Annotated in this window: 13 protein-coding genes and 3 pseudogenes; 7 read left to right on the top strand and 9 right to left on the bottom strand. The window is 57.8% G+C overall.

All coding sequences use genetic code 11. The annotated features are described in order from the left end of the window. From HMPREF2724_RS11040 to HMPREF2724_RS11020, 5 genes are all read left to right on the top strand, one after another. On the top strand, window positions 1-321 hold a 321-nt coding region (locus HMPREF2724_RS11040), incomplete at its 5' end, for a replication protein RepA (RefSeq protein WP_246818259.1). Window positions 322-1,295: 974 nt separating this feature from the next. Further along, window positions 1,296-2,657, top strand: coding sequence for an MATE family efflux transporter (locus tag HMPREF2724_RS11035; RefSeq protein WP_231732355.1), 1,362 nt, complete (start codon window positions 1,296-1,298; stop codon window positions 2,655-2,657). Window positions 2,658-2,809: 152 nt separating this feature from the next. Continuing rightward, window positions 2,810-3,967, top strand: coding sequence for an ABC transporter substrate-binding protein (locus tag HMPREF2724_RS11030; RefSeq protein WP_049156259.1), 1,158 nt, complete (start codon window positions 2,810-2,812; stop codon window positions 3,965-3,967). Window positions 3,968-4,008: 41 nt separating this feature from the next. After that, window positions 4,009-5,088, top strand: coding sequence for a FecCD family ABC transporter permease (locus tag HMPREF2724_RS11025; RefSeq protein ID WP_049156286.1), 1,080 nt, complete (start codon window positions 4,009-4,011; stop codon window positions 5,086-5,088). Further along, window positions 5,088-5,903: an ABC transporter ATP-binding protein gene (locus HMPREF2724_RS11020; protein WP_049156256.1), complete on the top strand. Its 816-nt coding sequence runs from the start codon at window positions 5,088-5,090 to the stop codon at window positions 5,901-5,903. The genes HMPREF2724_RS11025 and HMPREF2724_RS11020 overlap by 1 nt, the downstream gene beginning before the upstream one ends. Window positions 5,904-5,931: 28 nt before the next feature. Here HMPREF2724_RS11020 and HMPREF2724_RS12715 read toward each other — a convergent pair. Then, window positions 5,932-7,171 (bottom strand): annotated as a pseudogene (locus tag HMPREF2724_RS12715) (IS3 family transposase). 65 nt (window positions 7,172-7,236) lie between these two features. Here HMPREF2724_RS12715 and HMPREF2724_RS13530 point away from each other — a divergent pair. Both HMPREF2724_RS13530 and HMPREF2724_RS11015 read left to right on the top strand, forming a co-directional pair. Further along, a complete protein-coding gene (locus HMPREF2724_RS13530) occupies window positions 7,237-7,302 on the top strand; it encodes an erythromycin resistance leader peptide (protein ID WP_071569110.1) in 66 nt (21 codons plus the stop codon). A gap of 99 nt (window positions 7,303-7,401) precedes the next feature. After that, window positions 7,402-8,256 (top strand): 23S rRNA (adenine(2058)-N(6))-methyltransferase Erm(X), encoded by an 855-nt coding sequence (locus HMPREF2724_RS11015; RefSeq protein WP_011117480.1) that lies wholly within the window; start codon window positions 7,402-7,404, stop codon window positions 8,254-8,256. A 164-nt stretch (window positions 8,257-8,420) separates the two neighbouring features. Here HMPREF2724_RS11015 and HMPREF2724_RS11010 read toward each other — a convergent pair. The 8 genes and pseudogenes from HMPREF2724_RS11010 to pdxY form a co-directional block, all read right to left on the bottom strand. Then, window positions 8,421-9,857: pseudogene (locus tag HMPREF2724_RS11010) on the bottom strand (tetracycline resistance ribosomal protection protein); the annotation flags it as partial. 11 nt (window positions 9,858-9,868) lie between these two features. Continuing rightward, window positions 9,869-11,181: pseudogene (locus HMPREF2724_RS11005) on the bottom strand (ISL3 family transposase). Window positions 11,182-11,476: 295 nt separating this feature from the next. After that, window positions 11,477-12,229 (bottom strand): ABC transporter ATP-binding protein, encoded by a 753-nt coding sequence (locus tag HMPREF2724_RS11000; RefSeq protein WP_016422021.1) that lies wholly within the window; start codon window positions 12,227-12,229, stop codon window positions 11,477-11,479. After that, on the bottom strand, window positions 12,226-13,176 hold the full coding sequence (locus HMPREF2724_RS10995; protein ID WP_016422020.1) for an ATP-binding cassette domain-containing protein: 951 nt from the start codon (window positions 13,174-13,176) through the stop codon (window positions 12,226-12,228). Before HMPREF2724_RS10995 ends, HMPREF2724_RS11000 begins: the two co-directional genes overlap by 4 nt. After that, window positions 13,173-14,000, bottom strand: coding sequence for an ABC transporter permease (locus HMPREF2724_RS10990; protein ID WP_016422019.1), 828 nt, complete (start codon window positions 13,998-14,000; stop codon window positions 13,173-13,175). Before HMPREF2724_RS10990 ends, HMPREF2724_RS10995 begins: the two co-directional genes overlap by 4 nt. Continuing rightward, on the bottom strand, window positions 13,993-14,940 hold the full coding sequence (locus tag HMPREF2724_RS10985; RefSeq protein WP_083306139.1) for an ABC transporter permease: 948 nt from the start codon (window positions 14,938-14,940) through the stop codon (window positions 13,993-13,995). Before HMPREF2724_RS10985 ends, HMPREF2724_RS10990 begins: the two co-directional genes overlap by 8 nt. A gap of 126 nt (window positions 14,941-15,066) precedes the next feature. Further along, window positions 15,067-16,485 (bottom strand): ABC transporter substrate-binding protein, encoded by a 1,419-nt coding sequence (locus tag HMPREF2724_RS10980; protein WP_168164884.1) that lies wholly within the window; start codon window positions 16,483-16,485, stop codon window positions 15,067-15,069. A gap of 452 nt (window positions 16,486-16,937) precedes the next feature. Further along, window positions 16,938-17,864 carry a pyridoxal kinase PdxY gene (gene pdxY, locus HMPREF2724_RS10975; RefSeq protein ID WP_240927197.1) on the bottom strand — a complete coding sequence of 309 codons (927 nt, stop codon included), beginning with the start codon at window positions 17,862-17,864 and terminating at the stop codon, window positions 16,938-16,940. Window positions 17,865-17,899: the final 35 nt, after the last annotated feature.

Below are 17,899 nucleotides of genomic sequence, written 5' to 3'. Positions count from 1 at the left end.
CTTTCCGGGGGTCAGGCCCAGCTGACCAAGCCGCGGTCAATGGACATCTACATCTGGCTTACCCTCAAGCAATACTGGCTGGCCAAAAACAACCGCGACACCTACACCTTCACCTGGGACATGATGGCTGCGAGCTTCGCCACCAAAGAACTAAAAACGTCAGCCCAATGGCGAGATTTCCGCACCGACGTCAAGAAGGCTATCCAAGACATCTTGACTATTTGGCCGAACGCCGGCATCACCGCCGACACCCACGGCGTCACCGTCACCAAGACCACAACATCCATCCGCCAACGACCGCCACGCCCCCGTCTCGACTAACCCCAACCATCGCTAAGCGCTCCACGTGGGGCGCTTTCTTTATGGGCAAACCGCACTGCGCAGATTTACCCACAAGACAATTTCCCCAGGTCAGACTGCGCAGATTTACCCACAAAGCAAAAAAGCGTGCGCAGATTTACCCACAAGCGTGCGCAGATTTACCCACAAGCGTGCGCAGATTTACCCACAAATGGCCACTTATCCACAGGGTCTAACCTGCGATTAAACCTATTTCCGCAGGTCGCTTATAACTATATCCCTGTATTTCTATACCCCCAGCCGATCAACCAACAAAACCGTGCAATACGGGTTACGGTTTAAGCTCCCGCCTCACTTCGTTCGTTGGGCTGCCGCCCAAATCAATAGATTTGGTTGCCACCAAACACCCCACTACTCAAGACACACACGCATTCTCACCGTCACCACGGGAAAGAAAAACAATCAAAAATAAACCTCTCCCCAACTTCGACAACCTGACACATCCACACCCAACCGCATACGCTCTCACAGAAGTCTTGTTCCGAGACTAGGCTCTCCTATCCATCTTCACACTCCTTCCACCTGAAGTGTTTGAAGTGGAAATCTTCAATTATGGTAGCCTTACCTAAACTAGGTATAATCTTTATACTTTCCGAAGGGAGTCTCTGCCGCTGCAAACACCAGCCCTGAACGGGATTCGGTCTCAACCAACGGTGGTACCGCTGGGGCATCGGCCAGCACCAGCTGAATCCGCAGGGGCGAACCACTAATTTCCATGGTGCAGACGGCAGCGTCCGATTGCAACTTTGGTGCAGATGTATCGCAGCGCCATTCGCTTCAACGGCCTGGAGGCCGCAAATGAATCGGATGTGCTGCGTATCTACCGCTAGAAACCGCAGCACATTGGAGACCAGCCGCCAAAATGGGCGAGGTTTAGAAGATGAGAAGCGAGGGCCGAGACGAATGTTAGTCCGAAGTTGAAGGTGGCTGCGAGGTTGAAATCCATCCGGAAATATCGCGAAGTTCTGGGAATTTCCCTTCCCATCGCTGGAGTACAACTCGCCGGAGTTGCATTGACCACCACGGACGTATTGATGCTGCAGTCCGTGGGCGTACTGGCGATAGCCGGCGGCGGCCTAGCGATGCAGCTTTACAACCAGATCCGCACGATGTGCGTGGGCATGGTGACGGCCGGGGCAAATCTTGTGGCTGAAGCAGCAGCAAAAATGGAAAAAGAGAAAACCTCTTGTCAAAATTGCGAGGCGGGAGCAGAACAGATCCGGCGGGCTGTGCGCTCCTCCTTCGCGGTGGCCACTGGCACTGCAATTCTCGGCGCGTTACTGGTCATCGCCCTAGGCGGATTGGTCCTTGTTCTGCCCATCGACAAGCACGTTGCCCAACTCACCTTCGCCATGACCCTTGCGCTCGCACCCGGGTTAGTCCCGATGATGTGGCTCAACGTCCTGCGCCAATTCGCCGTGGGCATGCGAAAACCCGGCTCCCTGTTAACCATCACGCTGATATCGATATTTATAAATATCGCATTGAACTGGTTATTTATGACATGGGCAGCCTCGGATCACTGGAAGGTAGCGGGCATCGGGCTTTCTACAACTGTCATCCAACTGCTTACCTTCCTGGCCTTCCGGATTGTGGTACTGCGCATTCCCGAGCTACAGCCCTATTTCCACATCCTTCCGTGTAAAGGAGATGGGGAGACTATCTGCCGCCTCGTCCGCCTCGGGGTACCAGTCAGTCTGACCTATGGCTCGGAGGCTGCAATAACAACCATCGCCGGTTTAGTGATGGGGACCTTTAGCCCACAGATGCTAGCGGCGCACAATATTGTGAACCAACTGGCGTACATCGTTTACCAAGTGTGCATCGGCTTTTCTCACGGCGGCTCGGTGCTGATCACAAGGGCTCGGGCCGAGAGTGCCGACTCAGTGCGCGAGATTACCCGACGCATATTGTTCGTCGTGGTCACGTATCTGGGAATAATGGGCGCGCTGTGGCTTCTGTTGGGCAGGTGGGTACTGCATCCTTTCTTAAAAGAGGCAGATCCCACCACCTTTCACATTGCCGTCCTGCTCCTATGTCTCGCGGTACTGCAACAGTTCGCCAAAGGAATCCAAAACGTGGCAGTGGGCCTACTGAGAGGCCTGAAAGACACCACCTCAGGGCTACGCTGCACCCTCGTCGGGTACTGGCTGGTTGGCGTCCCCGGGATTCTGATATTTGGAAAGCTCCTCGGATGGGAAGGATATGGCGTCTGGTTAGGACTCATCATGGGTTTCGCAACCACGGCGGTACTGCTGCTACGCACATATTCCCGCCGACTGAATGAACTGACTTAACGGGAATGTTGGGGGGTAAAAGTTTCATCACCCATTGTAGATAAACAAAGGTATGGCTAACCTAATAGATCCACTTGGAAGAAAGGATTGCCTTGTCCCTCACGACAACTAGGGCTCGCGGTTTTAAAACCCCACGCGCCCCTCACCACCAAATGGCCCGCGTAGTCGCCTCAGCCGTCACCGCCACTGCCCTCCTTATGACCGCTGCCTGCAGCACTAACGATGAACAACAGACCGCAGATGACGGAGAAAAGCAACAGATCACCGACATTCTCGGGCGCGAAGTCGAGGTCCCGAAGAACGTCGATCGGGTCCTCATGGGCGGGCAACGGATGCTTTACACGACATCCATCCTCAACAAAGAAAACCCGCTCCAGGGCATCGTTGCCTGGCCAGATGACCTGGAGCAGAACGACCCTGGCACGTACAAGAAGTACGAACAGAAATTCTCAGAGATCGAAGATATTGAGCAAACTGGTGAAGTTTACGACGGCTCGATGTCCGTTGAGCAAGCTTTGAATTCCCGTCCAGATGTCTTCATTGTCTCCGCAAGCAGCTTCGAAGCCGCCCAGGATGCTGGCATCGTAGACGGTCTAGAAAAGGCCGGAATCCCCACGGTTACCGTCGATTACTTTACCGACCCGGTGAAGAACACCGCACCGAGCGTGCGCTTGCTCGGCAAGGTACTCGGCCACGAGAAGGAAGCGGAAGAGTATGCCGAGTTCTATGAGTCCAAGGTGAACATGGTTCAGGAGCGCCTAGAAAAAGCCAAGGCCACCCCCACACCGACCTTCCTCTGGCGAGCTCCCGGCTACTTCGACTGCTGCTCTACCTTCGCTAAGTCCAACCTAGCCCAAATTGTTAACGCAGCGGGTGGCGAAAACGTGGGCGACGATATGATCGACGCCAAGCAGGGGCAAGTCTCTCCCGAGGCGCTAGCTGAAAAAGACCCAGACGTCATCATCGCCACCGGCGCAGACTGGACCGGCGCCAAGCAGCAGCCAAAGAAGAATGGCTTTGTACCCCTGGGCTACGACGAGTCCACCGAACAGGCAGCCAAAGACTTCCAACGCGTTGTTGACGGGCAACCTGTCCTTAAGGAAATGCGGGCGGTCAAGAACAAGCGGGCCTACGCTGCGTGGCATCACTTCTACGACTCCCCATACAACTACCTAGCCATCGAGTGGTTTGCCAAAGCCATGCACCCCGACCTGTTTTCCGATGTCGACCCGCAGGCCGATTTGGAAGAACTACATGAAAAATTCCTCCCTGTGGAGGCTAGCGGCACCTTCTGGACTGGTTTGCCATGAGCCACGGAGCACGAGCGCAATCAATTGCCACCGGAAGCGAGGTGGACGACCAAAACTCTACCCCGCAACGGCAACGCCCCCGGTCAAACTGGTACCGAACAGCTAGCAGGCGAAAGGTAGCGATCATCGCAGGGCTTACGGCCCTGCTATGCGTCACCATTGCCATAGATTTCCTCATCGGCAGCAGTTTGAACGCAAATGAGGCGCTCTACGTGCTCTTTCACCCCAGCGATTCCCGCCCAATTGACTGGCAGATCATCTTTGATATACGTCTGCCTATGACCGTCACAGCGGTGCTCATCGGTGGCACCCTCGCTGCTGCCGGCGCAGAGATGCAAACCATCTTGGATAACCCCTTGGCAGAGCCCTATACGCTGGGCATTTCCGCCGCTGCGAGCTTTGGCGCAGCCTTTGCCACCGTCTCAGGATTCACCGCGGCGGGAATCGGGGCAGCGCTGGGAATGGCGGGCAGTGCTTGGGTCTTCGCCCTCGCGGCCTGTGCGGTGATCGTCCTATTCTCTCGGTCAAAGAGCTCTGGTACCGAGGGAATGATTCTGCTGGGCATAGCCATCGTGTTCCTCTTCGATGCTCTACTAGCGCTAATGCAGTACCTCGCCTCGCAGACCCAATTAGAGCAGGTGGTTTTCTGGACCTTGGGCAGCCTTACGCGCGCTACGTGGCCTCAGATCGGCCTTCTCGCGGTCATCTCACTAATCGGAATTGCTTACTTCTACCGCAATGCGTGGACGCTGACCGCGTTTCGAATGGGCGACGACCGCGCTAGGTCCATGGGTATCAATATCCCAAAGCTGCGCACGTACACGCTGGTGGGAGTCTCCCTTATGGCGGCAACTGCCGTTTCGATGGCCGGGACAATTGGTTTCATCGGACTCGTCGGCCCACATATCGCCAGGATGCTCGTTGGTGAGGACCAACGCTTCTTCCTCACCACGTCCATCATCTCAGGTGCGCTTTTGCTGACCTCAGCCTCAGTGGTATCCAAGCTGATCCAGCCTGGGGCGATTCTGCCTGTCGGCATCATCACCGCGATTGTGGGCGTTCCCGTGTTCGTCGTCCTCATTGTTTTGCGACGCCGCCCCCGAACTGTCTCCTCAACCTAATGATCGCCTCTCCCAGTACTTCCTGCCCCAGAAAGGACCCCCTCGTGGAACAACCGCCCACGGTTCCGCCAGAACCCACACTCCGGGTAGATAACCTGTGCTTTTCCCATGGAGACGAACAGATACTGAATGACGTATGTCTCCCAAAGATCGAAGCTGGAACCGTCACCGCCCTCGTCGGCCCTAATGGCGCTGGTAAGTCGACTTTGCTGCGCTGCATGGCTAACCTATGCCGATTCAGCGGCGACGTCACTGGGCCCGAGGCAGTATATTTGCCACAGGATCCCCCGCCGGAAAGCACCCTTACCGTATTCGAATCGGTACTTCTGGCACTCCAGCATTCCCGGACGGGATTCAGCGGACTACGGGTAGCCACATCCACACAGGACCGAGTCAGCTCGGTCCTCACGCGGCTGGGGCTAGAAGACCTAGAATCCCGAACAATGTCCCAGCTCTCCGGCGGCCAGCGTCAATTAGTAAGCTTCGCCCAGGCCATCGTATGCCGGCCGCAGGCATTACTACTGGACGAGCCAACCAGCGCTCTTGACCTAAGAAATCAGCTCATCCTCATGGAGCATATTCGCGCCTATGCAGCTGAAGCACCCGCGGCGGTCGTGGTTTCGATGCACGATCTTTCACAAGCAGCGCGCTTCGCTCACCGCATTGCGGTACTCCACGCGGGCACTGTATACGCACACGGAGCAGCTAAGGACGTGTTAACCGCAAAAATGTTGCGTGAAGTCTACCGCGTAGATGGAAAAGTCACCCTTACTGATGACGGTTCTGCAGCAATCACCACATCCAGAGCCATATAAGGGGCTTGAAGTGCCCCGAGTTTTGTTCCTAGGCATGTTCCTTGATTTCTATTATTCCCTGTTGCGGGTTCTTCTTCCACAATTCGGTTTCCACCTCGGCTGGGGTTCGATATCCCAGGCTTTGGTGGAGCCTTACCTCGTTCCACCATGACACCCACTCGAACGTCGCGATTTCTACCTCGACAACATCATTCCACCTGCGAGTATGGATGAGCTCATTCTTGTAAGAGCCGTTAACGTTTTCAGCTAGAGCATTGTCATTTCAGTCACCGACGGTCCCAGTGGAAGCGGCAATCCCGTGCTGGGCGAGACGCTGGTTGTAGACAACGCTGACGTACTATAAGCCGTGATCCGAATGGTGAATAAGGCCTGTTGTTTCCTTCGCGCTCACAATCGCTTGGTTGAGTGCTTGCAGCGGTAATACCTCGGTGCGCATCGAGTCCGATAATGCCCATCCGACGATCCGCCGGGAGTAAACGTCAGTGACAAACGCGGTGTACACAAAACCCTTCTTCGTACGCACGTAGGTAATGTCGGCCACCCACAGCTTGTTTAAGGCCTTGGGCTTTGAACTCACGCTCGACCAAATCCGGGCGCAGATCCGGCCTGTTGAGGTGTACGGGTTGTGATTGGTGATCCGCCTGTGCCTGTGCCAGAAACACCAGCTAGGCGCATCAGCCGGGCGGTTTGCTCACGACCGATGTCGATTCCGTCACGGTCAAGCGCATGCCACATTGTCCGCACGCCGTAGACACCGTAATTATCCCGATGAATGGCACCAATGCGTTCAATCAGCACAGCGTCACGAAGGCGACGAGCACTTAAGCCCACGGGCTTTGGACTGGCGATAACCACGCGAGGTGATAAACCCACCAGCCCGGTTAATCTTCAACTCCGGTGCAGATGAACTCGACAGAGAAATGATTCCGGTATTTATCGATGAACCGGATCATTTCTTAACGTTTGGGGCCTGGTCGTGAGGCGAAAAAGCTGACGCAGCCTTCAGCAACTCGTTGGTATCTCGAAGCTCTTGATTTTCGCGGCGTAGCCTGGCATTTTCGGTAGCCAAATCTTCAGGAACAGGTTCTGGGATGTTTCCCGCACGACGAGCAGGCTTAAGTCCATAGACGAGCCGTGTGCCATGAAACCCCCAACTTTGAAGCTACTGCCTAGCACGCGGGATGCATCGACATGCTTTCCGCCAAGATGCGGTCCTCCACGAGACGGACCACACGGTCCTTTGCATCCTGGTCAAATTTTCTTGGCATGTTCCAGATTTTCCCATCTACTCAAACGGAACAAAACCTGGGACACTTCACACCCGCGAATTTAAATGGATATAATTAGACCCATGTTGATTTCAGGTACCGCTTTCTTGCGGTTGCGCACCAACCGCTAAGGCGGTTTCCTACCCCGTAGGTTAAAAACCGCTCCGGTCCTTTAGCCGGGCGGCTATTTGTCATGCCCGGCTCCCTTTCAAATCCAAGGAGCACACCTGATGTCTGCATACGGACACGGCCGTCACGAGCATGGCCAAAATTTTCTCACCAACCACAAGATCATCAACTCCATCATCGACCTTGTGAAACAAACCTCCGGCCCCATCATTGAGATCGGACCAGGAAGCGGTGCCCTCACTCACCCGATGGCCCACTTGGGGAGGGCGATAACGGCAGTTGAAGTGGACGCAAAACTAGCTGCCAAAATCACACAAGAAACCTCCTCGGCGGCGGTCGAAGTGGTCCATGATGATTTCCTTAACTTCCGGTTACCCGCCACTCCCTGCGTCATTGTGGGAAACATTCCCTTTCACCTCACCACTGCCATTCTTCGAAAGTTGCTGCATGCGCCAGCATGGACTGACGCTGTACTCCTCATGCAGTGGGAAGTCGCTCGCCGCCGGGCCGGGGTAGGCGCAAGCACGATGATGACGGCTCAGTGGTCCCCATGGTTCACATTTCACCTGGGTTCTCGGGTACCAAGGTCTGCTTTCCGGCCACAGCCAAACGTTGACGGGGGGATCTTAGTGATCCGCCGGGTGGGTGACCCGAAGATTCCGATAGAGCAGCGCAAAGCCTTTCAGGCGATGGTGCACACCGTTTTCACTGCCCGGGGACGCGGGATAGGGGAAATTCTCCGAAGGGCAGGGTTGTTTTCATCACGTTCAGAAACACAATCATGGTTGCGCTCGCGAGGAATCGACCCCGCGACCCTACCTCCCAGATTGCACACCAACGACTGGATCGATCTCTTCCAGGTGACTGGTTCCTCTCTACCTCACCATCGACCCATTTCACCATCGGGAAGTAGTCAACGACCTCCTCAACGGAAAAACCGAAGCCGGCGGCGTTAATCCCCACCAAAACCGAAATCCACCAGTAGTACTAAAAGGGCTCTTCCGGTTTTAGAGTGCATTGATTAGTTCGCCGGGGGTTCGGGCGTGGCACAAGATATTGGGGTCCTCGCTCAATGATATTTCGCAATAGCCAGCAATGAACGCTTGCATTGCGCAAGACGTTACATTATCTTCTGAAACATATAGCGCACCTTGTCCAGGCGGCTGTTTGGACGGCGGGGCTGGATGACTGGCTTGCCGACAGCGGCCTGATACCCTTTCAGTTCTGTAAGGCATACGCTCTGCCCGTTGGTGTAAAAGGCCAGATCAGTACGGTATGCCTGTATACAGCGGGCGGGAATCTCGCCAGTAAAGACAACTTCATCCTTTTTTACCTGGACCGTTTCGATGGTGGCACAGTATTTCGGTGCATCATGATAAGCCCTGGAAAGATATTCCCGGGGCGCATAGAGGGTGAAGGAGAGATAAGGTTCCAGCAGTTGCGTCCCTGATTCCTTCAATGCCTGTTCCAATACAATCGGGGCCAATGAGCGGAAGTCCGCCGGCGTGCTGACCGGACTGTAATAAAGCCCGTATTCAAAGCAAATCTTACAGTCCGTTACGTTCCAGCCGAACAAGCCCTGCTCCAGCCCGTAACGGATACCATCCCTGACAGCGTTTTGAAAACTCTGGTTCAAGTATCCCAGCGAAACCCGGCTCTCGTATTGTACACCGGAGCCAAGCGGGAGTGGTGTAACAGACAGTCCGATGGATGCCCAAAACGGGTTGGGCGGCACCTCGATATGGATGGTGTGGCTGGCTGCTTTGAGCGGCCGCTCCATATAAATGACGGTGGGTTCCTTTACCACTGTTTCAAGCTTGTATTTTTCCGACAGCAAAGCGGAAACAACCTCCAACTGCACCCGGCCCAAAAAAGAAAGAATGATCTCATGGGTGATGGAATCCACCTCGCAGCGCAAAAGCGGGTCAGTATCCGCAAGTTGCGTAAGAGCGTCCAGCAGCCGTTCTCTTTGCGCTGCCGTTTTCGGCGCAATCGACGTCCGCAGCATGGGGAGGGGGTCCTCACGCCACCTTTTACGAGGGAGCCGGGTTGGGTCCCCTAATACATCGTTTAACCTCACGCTGTCGCTGGGAAGGATAACAATTTCACCCGGATAAGCGGTGTCTGTCCGAACAATTTCCCCTTTGGATGGAATACGCATCTCTGTGATTTTCAGCTTTTCTCTCCCGGCCAGGGCCACCGTATCCCGCAGGCGCAGCGTTCCGCTGTATAGCCGTAGATAGACACGCCGCTGGCCGCAATCTGTATACTCCACCTTGAAAACGCTGCCGCATAGGGCGGCGCTCCCCTGTTCCCCAATCGGTTGGAACAGCCCTGTCACCGCATCCATCAACGGTTGAATGCCAAGGCCCTTTTTGGCGCTGCCATAATAGACCGGGAACAGGGAGGCGTCTTGAACCCGCCGCTGTTCCTCCCGCACAAGTTTTTCCCGGCTGATTGGTTCTCCTGCGATATACTTTTCCAATAATTTATCGTTATTTTCGATGACCGCATCCCATGCTTCTATGTCGGTATTTTCCTCCAGGACTATTTCCGGCCCTTCCGGTTTTAGAGTGCGTTGATTTTGTCCTGTAGTTGTCCGGAGTGGATTAGGCATCGCAAGATGTAGTGGTTGAGGTTTTTAAATCCTAGGGCGATGCCGCGTAGGTGTTCGAGTCTGCCGTTGATTGCCTCGACGGGGCCGTTGGATGCACGATATCAAAGTAGGCGAGCACATCTTTGCGCCTTCGCCACAGGGTGCGTCCCAGTTGGGCGAGCTCTTCTAAGCCTTTCGGTAATCCTTTACGCAGGGTGTGGATGATGCGTTCCATGAGCTTTTTGCCTTCCGATTTCTTCGGATGCGCGTACGCTGCGATCATGTCTTGGTAGAGCAACCACGTTACTTCTAGGCACACGTAGTCGTCATCGGTGGCCCACAGCATTTCTAAGCGTTGCTTTTGCCGCTCGGTGAGATAATTCGTCCTGGTCAACAGGGTGCGCCGGTGCTTGTACAGTGGGTCATCTTTGCGTCCGCGGCGCCCGGTGGTCTCACGTTGGAGTCTTTGCCGGCATGTGGTGAGCTTGTCGGCTGCCAGATGCACTACATGGAAAGGGTCCATGACTTTGTCTGCCTGTGGTAGTTGCTGCTCGACTGCGGTGGCATATCCGGTGAACCCATCCATGGTCACCACCTGTATCTGTTCCCGGAAGCTGGGGTCGCGCTCTTTAAGCCACCCGCTGAGCACATCTGCGGACCTGCCCGGTCGCATGTCTAACAAGCGTGCAGGCCCACGCCCGTCCACCAGCGGGGTAAGGTCAACAAGTATGGTCACCAGGTTTGATGCCTGACCTGGTTTTCTGGTGTGTTTCCATACATGTTCATCGACTCCAAGGACGCGAACTCCGTCTAGGTGACAGGGGTCGCCGTAGACAAGCTGGCGGCAGGCATCTAGTGCGACTTTATTGACCAGGTCCCAGCCCACACCGAGTGCTTTGGCGGTAGCTGACACACTCATCCGGTCAATAGCAAGGCGTTGCAAGATCCAGCGAGTAACCCGATAAGTGAGCTTGGCGCCGTCATCCGCGCAGGTTAAAGATTCTTGGAAGATCTTCCTCTTACATGAGTCGGCTGTGCACCGGAACCTGGGGACTTTTATGTGCAGCCTAGTGGGGAATCCAACGACAGGAAGATCAACGAGTCGACGGGTGACGTGGTCGCGCAGCTTTCCTGACTGTCCGCAGTCCGGGCACACGCCGACAACGGCTACTGGCGTGGCTTCAATGATGGTCAACGCTCCGGCATCAGCGGCACCGGTGATGGCAAGTCCGATTTCCGCGGTACGGCAAATAGTGTCAGCAACGAGGTTTCCAGTAGGCTTCACAGTACGGGTCCCTGGTGGGTTTAGATGGTCGTGTAGCAACTTTCATCTTCACCCCAGGGACCCCTACATGTTGTGGTGACCCGCTGAACCCGTCATGTTCTACCTCACCCCGCTACGCACCCCAAAACCGGAAGAGCCCCTTCAAGCAAGTAACGATTGATAGCCAACCATTCAACCAACAAAAGGAGAGCCTACACTGCCTGCCATAGGTATGGCTATCCTAATTCCTAAATTCTATCGGCGATCACAGGCAGTGAAGGTTCAATGACTCCAAGCTGGGCGCTAAGCAATATCGCTACTCTAAGGCGACGACGCCGTCGCACACGGCGGCGAGAAGCCTGTGTTCATGGCTAATCATGAGAACACCGCCGCCAGATACGGCGAAATCCCGGATGACCTCGACGATTGCCGCGGAGTTGGCGGCGTCGAGCATGGCGGTCATCTCGTCGCAGATGAGGTAGCGTGGACCGGCGGCCAGGGTGCGAGCGACTGCGGCACGCTGGAGCTGCCCGTCTGAGACCTGGCTAGGGAAGCGATCGAGAAGGTCCGGAGTCAGCCCAACGTTTCGAATGAGCTCGTCGATGTCCACACTTTTCCCGGTTCGCTGACCATCCCGCCGCCCTTGCCGCCCCTGTCGTGCGGCTGAGCGAATGGTGCGCCCCAAAGTCATCCGCGGGTCGCAGGACCTTCGGGGAGACTGAAACACCATCCCAATCTGGCCACGAACCCGCTGCCCGGCGCGGCTGCGCACAGCGCCGACCGGCACCCCGTCGCAGAAGCACTGCCCTAAATCGGGCACTTCCAGGCCTGCGAGGATACGGCCGAGCGTGGACTTGCCAGCCCCCGAAGGCCCACGAAGCCCGACGATCTGCCCTGGATCAACCCTGATGGAAACGTCCGATAAAACGACTCTCGCAGAGCCGTCCTTGGCGCCGAATGACTTCGACACGTTCTCGGCGACCAGCGCTTTGCCACTCGCCTGCGCGTCACAGCTCACCGAAGCCTGCTCACTCACCAACGCCTTACTCACCACAGCCTCCTCGTTCATTTCCCCGCCTCCTCGAGCCTGCGCGCGTAGCAATAGTCCTCGTCCAGGTTCGTCAAGCTCGGCACCACGCCGGGCATCGGCCGCATGCCGTTTTCGGGCAGCGCTGCGAGCAGGTCGCGCATGTATTCGCTGGCTGGGGCCTCAATCACCTGTTTTGCCGGTCCCGTCTCCTCAAGGCGCGATGCGTACATCACTGCAACTCGGTCGGCGATGCCGCTATCGCGCAGCTCGGAAATGTCGTGCGTAATTAGCATGACTCCCACACCACTGTCGGCGATTTGGCGAAGCATGCGCAGCAGGGCCATGGTCAGGTCGGGGTCGAGGGAGGCCGTCGGCTCGTCAGCAATCACCAGAGCAGGGTCGCCAGCCAGGGCGAATGCCACTGCTGCGCGCTGCGCCATACCCCCGGAAAGTTCGTGGGGATACAGCGCCGCGACCTCCGCATCCAGGCTGACTCGCCGCAGCATCTCCTCCACCGTGTGGTTGCGCCCCAGAACGGAAATTGTTTCTTTTAGCTGTGCCCCGACCGTGCGCACCGGTGTCAAAAACGTCGCCGCCGACTGCGGTACTAGCGCGATTTGCCGCCCCGCCAGCTCCTCGTCAGTGCGAGCAAGGCCCGCGCCGGTACGTCGCCGCGCCAGAATTTCGATGGGCTCGGCGTTCCTCTCCGCTTCTGCACCACTGTCAGCTGCCCCTTCGCGCGGATAGAAACGCACCTGCCCCTCTACTCTCGCGTGCGGCGGCAGCATGCCAACCACCGCCGAGGCAATAATCGACTTTCCGCAGCCCGACTCACCCACAACCGCGACGACCTCTCCCCTACCCACAGTCAGGGACACGCCCGTCGCGGCATGCACCACGTCACCACCGCGCAGGGGAATCCGCACTGTCAGTCTCTCAATGTCCAGCAGCTTCTCTCGCTTGCCGACGCCCTCCCGAGCACTCACACCAGCACCTCCTGTCCGGTCACCCGCTCCTTCAAATGCGTGCCGACGGCCGCAATACACAACGTTGTGGCGACGAGGAAAAACGAGGGAAACACCAAAATCCACCAATGGCCGAGAAGCAGGGCGCCCTCGGCGTCGGCAAGCAGAGTCCCGAGAGACGGCTTGTGCGGCGGCAGGCCCACCCCAAGGAAAGACAGCGTCGACTCGTGCCAGATTGCGTGCGGGATCAGCAAGATAAGGCCGACCAAGGACTGCCCCAGTGCCGCCGGAACAACGTGCCGAGCTAGCACGCGTGCGCGGCTCATTCCGGACAGGAGCGCGGCCTCGACGAACTCGGCGCCCCGCAGATGCAGCACGGACGCACGGACCGTTCGGGTGATGGTCACCCAGTGCGTCAGTACCAGGGAGATGATGATTGCGGGGACCGAGCCTCGGAAAAGGCTGACGATGAGCAGCCCCAGTAGCAGGTGCGGCAGCGCGTTGGTGACGTCGGCGCTGCGCATAATGACGCGGTCGACGCGCCCGCCGAGCATGCCTGCGGTAACGCCGAGGACGATACCGACGATCGCCGAGCACACTGCCGTGACCAGTGCAATGAAAAGGGAAATGCGCATTCCCGCAGCAACTCGAACGAAAACGTCGTGCCCCTTCGAATCGGTACCGAAGAAGTGCTCAGGCCCCGGGGCGACACCGGAATTGGCGAAGTCGGTGAGCACCAGGTCGGAGTCGTGAAACAGCGGAGTTAAAAAGGCGTAGGCAGCGATGAGGACCAGGCACGCCACGGCCACGACCGGGGCGACCGGCCTCTTTGTCGTTTTAAGCATCTGCATCCCCCCGTGGGTCGAGGACGACGAAGGCGCCGTCGGCAAGCAGATTTCCGAGCAGGACGATAGCCGTCGTCGCGATAGTGAGAATGCTCAGCAGCGGAAAGTCCAAGCTCTGAGCCGATTTGACCAGCGCGGTTCCGAGCCCAGGCCACGCGAAGACCGCCTCCACCAGTGTCGATCCGACGACCAGCTCAGACAGTCGCGCGCCGATGAGCGCGAGGAAAGGCGGCACTGCGGTCGGCAGGATATGGGAGAAAATAATCGTTCGGCGCGGAATGCCGCGGACCTGCGCTCCGGTGACCGCGCCGGAGTCCATGACCTCGACGATGGACTCACGCAACGACAGCACCAGCCACGGCACCTGCGTAATCGCAAGAACGACAGCTGGCAGCGTAAGGTGCGCCACCGTAGAGGAGAAAGTCACGGGCTCGCCCGGGTAGGTCAGGCCTCCGGTGGGAAATAGCTTCCAGGCCAACGCAAAAAGGCCGAGGCCGCCGAGTGCAACGACGAAGGGCGGGGTCGCCTGAATCACCGTCGAGATCGACAGGACTAGCCGGTCTAGCACTCCCCCGCGCCGCACCGCAGCCCACAGTGCCAGAACGAATGACAGCGCGATAGCTCCGGCAAGTCCGCAGGCGCCGAGCAGCATCGTCCACGGCAGACGCTCGGCGAGCACCTGCGTCACCGGCTGTGAGTAGGACCTCGAAATGCCAAGGTCGCCCACCGCCAGGCCCTGCAGCCACACCAACCACGACTCCCACCAGGGCCTATCCAGCCCCAACTGGTGAGAAATCGAGACTCTCTGCGCTTCGGTCAGGTTGCCCGCCTGACCTTTGAGATACGCATCCAAAGGGTCGAAGGGGCTCACCGCCGCCAGCGCGAACACTGCTGCCGTCACCGCCACAACGATGGGAACGGCTACCAGCACTCGCCTCACGACGATTCCTGCGACCTGCCGTTTCCGGCTCTTGAAACGGGGTTGATGCTCAGAGGGGTGTAGACGCGGGTGTGAGTGCGGGCGCGAGCGAGGGTGAGGACGTGGGTGTGGCTCGGCTTCTGTCATTTACTTGTGCCATGCCCCCAGGTTGAACCACGGGCCGAAGTTCAGGCCGTGGGCATGGGGCTCAAGGATGGCATCCGGGTGCGTGTAGCCACGGTCGCGCTCGACATAGACATGGTCAACGTAGACCAGCTGCAGCATGGCGGGCTTTTCGGCGTAGAGCTTCTGAATCTTACGGTAGAGCTCGTCTCGCTTGGCCTGGTCCGCTTCGACGCGCGCCTGGTCGAGCAGCTTGTCGATCTCCGGGTTGACGTAGTCGGAGCCGTTATCCCACTTGGCACCGGCACCCGGCTCAGCGTACTTGGAGTGCAAGATTGAGTAGATCTGGCCGTCGACGGAGTACGGGGTACCGCCTCCTCCCAGCATGACCGGGGTCTTGGCGTAGTCCTCGCGGGTGACAGACTTGGAATCACGGGCGACCGGATTGACCTCAATGCCGACCTTCTTCAGGTCGGAGGCTGCGGCCAACGTCAGGTCAGTGCGGGCGTGATCGCGGTTCGGGAAGTAGATGACATCGAATGCGGCGCGCTGGCCGTCCTTCACGCGGATTCCGTCCGAGCCCTTCTTCCACCCAGCGTCGTCGAGAAGCTTCTCGGCTTTCGCGGTGTCGTGCTTGATCTCGGCGGTCGGGTCGTAGGCGTCGCCGTAGAAGTCCGCGAGGAAGGTGGAGTTCGGCTTCGCGTGGCCCTTCATCACGTCTTTCGCCATGGCCTCACGGTTGACAGCCAGGTTGACCGCATTGCGGATTGCCTGGTCACCGGTGACCGGGTTGCCCGCTGGAAGGGGGATTCCGCGCCAGTCCGCCGAATGAGCCGACTCGACCTTGAATCCCTCCTGGCCTTCAAATTCCTGCGCCAACGCCGGCTCCATAATGGTTCCGTCGCCCTCGCCGCCGCGCAGCTGCTGAGCACGGGAGTTTTCGTCCTGATTGACTCGGTAAATGACTTTCTTCAGCTCAGGGGCCCCGCCGTGATAATCCTCGCGGGCCGTGAAGATGGCCTCGTCGGCACGCAAAGATTCGAGCTTGAACGGGCCAGTTCCCACGGGCTTGGTATTGAGATCTGAGTCCTCGGCGGGCTTCAAATCATCGAAGTTGAAGGCCTCCGACGGGGCGATGCCGTTGAGGAGCTGGTGATCGAATTCCGCGTACGGGATATTCAGCTCGAAGACGACCTTGTCTCCGTCGGCGTGCACCTCATCGAGCATTTCCCAGTTCGGAGCCTCAGAGGAGGCCGAGCGCTCGTCGAGGATGGCCTTGTAGGTCGCCACGACGTCCTCCGGCCCGAAGGTAGTCCCGTCGGAGAAGGTGATTCCGTCCTTGATTGGAACGGTCCACGTTTTGTTGCCATTGCTCGGCTCGGCGGGGCCGGAGGCTAGCAGAGGCTCAAAGTCGACGGGCTTCGTGGAGGTGTCACCCGACACCGGCTTGAGCCGGAAAGGCCCTCGTAGACCGGGGAATCGCCGGACCTGCTGTAACCAGCAACCGGGTTGTATCCGCCGGTTTCGTTGTTATCCAGCAGGACCAGGGTCTGCTCGGCGCTGGCGCCGGAGGCGGACTTATCATCGGGGTTCGAACAGGCGGTCAACCCGAGGCCACAAATCGCAAGTGCAGAGACCGAGACAGCCAGGGTTCGCCCCGTGCGGGTAGAAAACATTTACTCCCCTTTATTGAAGGATAGGCGCAACTGAGTAGTAACCGTTTTCATTATTTACTCATTGGAACTTTATTTCAATGGTTCGAAATCTTTTCTTCTTGTTGCGCAAATGTTTAGAACCCAGGTAAGAGGCAGAAAAATCCCGAAGACCTGGTACGACGATGGCGGCAACACATAAGTGCTGCCGCCATCGACTCCCCTATATTCGGTTATAAAGCCCTACCCCACCTTCGTAACCTCAAAACGCTGCTCCGGGTGGACGTAGGCCTCCTGCGCACGAACGAGCTCCAGCTCGCCAGAGCCGGACTCGTGCGTGACCTTTAGCAGCTCAAAGACGCTGGCCGCGGTGTTGCCCAGTGCTACCGAGAGGTCACCGTCAATACCGCGACCGCGCAGCAGGTTGCCCGCAAACAGCGCGGCCGTGACATCGCCAGAGCCGTTGCGCTTCAGCGGCAGGTACGGCGTCGCCACCAGCCATGCACCGGAGCCATTGACGGCGAGCATCTCAATCTCGTCCTCCTTGCGCTCCGGACGCAGCACGCTGGTGACCAGCACGGCCTCCGGGCCGAGCTCCCGAGCAGCATGAGCTGCCGCAATGGTGGACTCCAGATCACTGACCTCGCGGCCCGTCAGGTATCCCAGCTCAAACTGGTTCGGCGTAATCACGTCTGCCACCGGCACGACCTTGTCGCGCAGCAGCGGCGGAATGCCTTCCGAGACGTGGCAGCCACTCTTGGCATTTCCCATCACCGGGTCACACGAGTAAATGGCCTTCGAGTTGCGCTCCTTGGTCAGCGCCACGGCCTCGATGATGACATCCGCAATATCGCTACCGCCCTGGTAGCCGGAGATAATCGCGTCGACGTCGTCAAGCTTGCCCAGCTCATCGATACCCTTGATAACCTCGCGCACATCCGTGGCTGGAATCATCGGGCCACGCCACTGGCCGTAGCCGGTGTGGTTGGAAAAATCGACGGTGTGGACCGGCCACACTTCAAAACCTGCGCGCTGCAGCGGAAAGACGGCAGCGGAGTTACCCACATGGCCATAGCTCACATGCGACTGAATGGACAGGATCGAGGGCACTCGGTTGAACTCCGCGACGGCTTCAGCTGCCTTTTCGGTAGGGGCCTGATTTTCGTTCATTCCTCTATATTGCAACGGATGCACGAAAATCCCAT

It is taken from the genome of Corynebacterium sp. HMSC071F07 (genome assembly GCF_001810285.1).
Lineage (GTDB): Bacteria > Actinomycetota > Actinomycetes > Mycobacteriales > Mycobacteriaceae > Corynebacterium > Corynebacterium simulans.
Note: the sequence above shows the minus strand (reverse complement) of the source record. Positions and strands in the feature narration are given on the sequence as shown.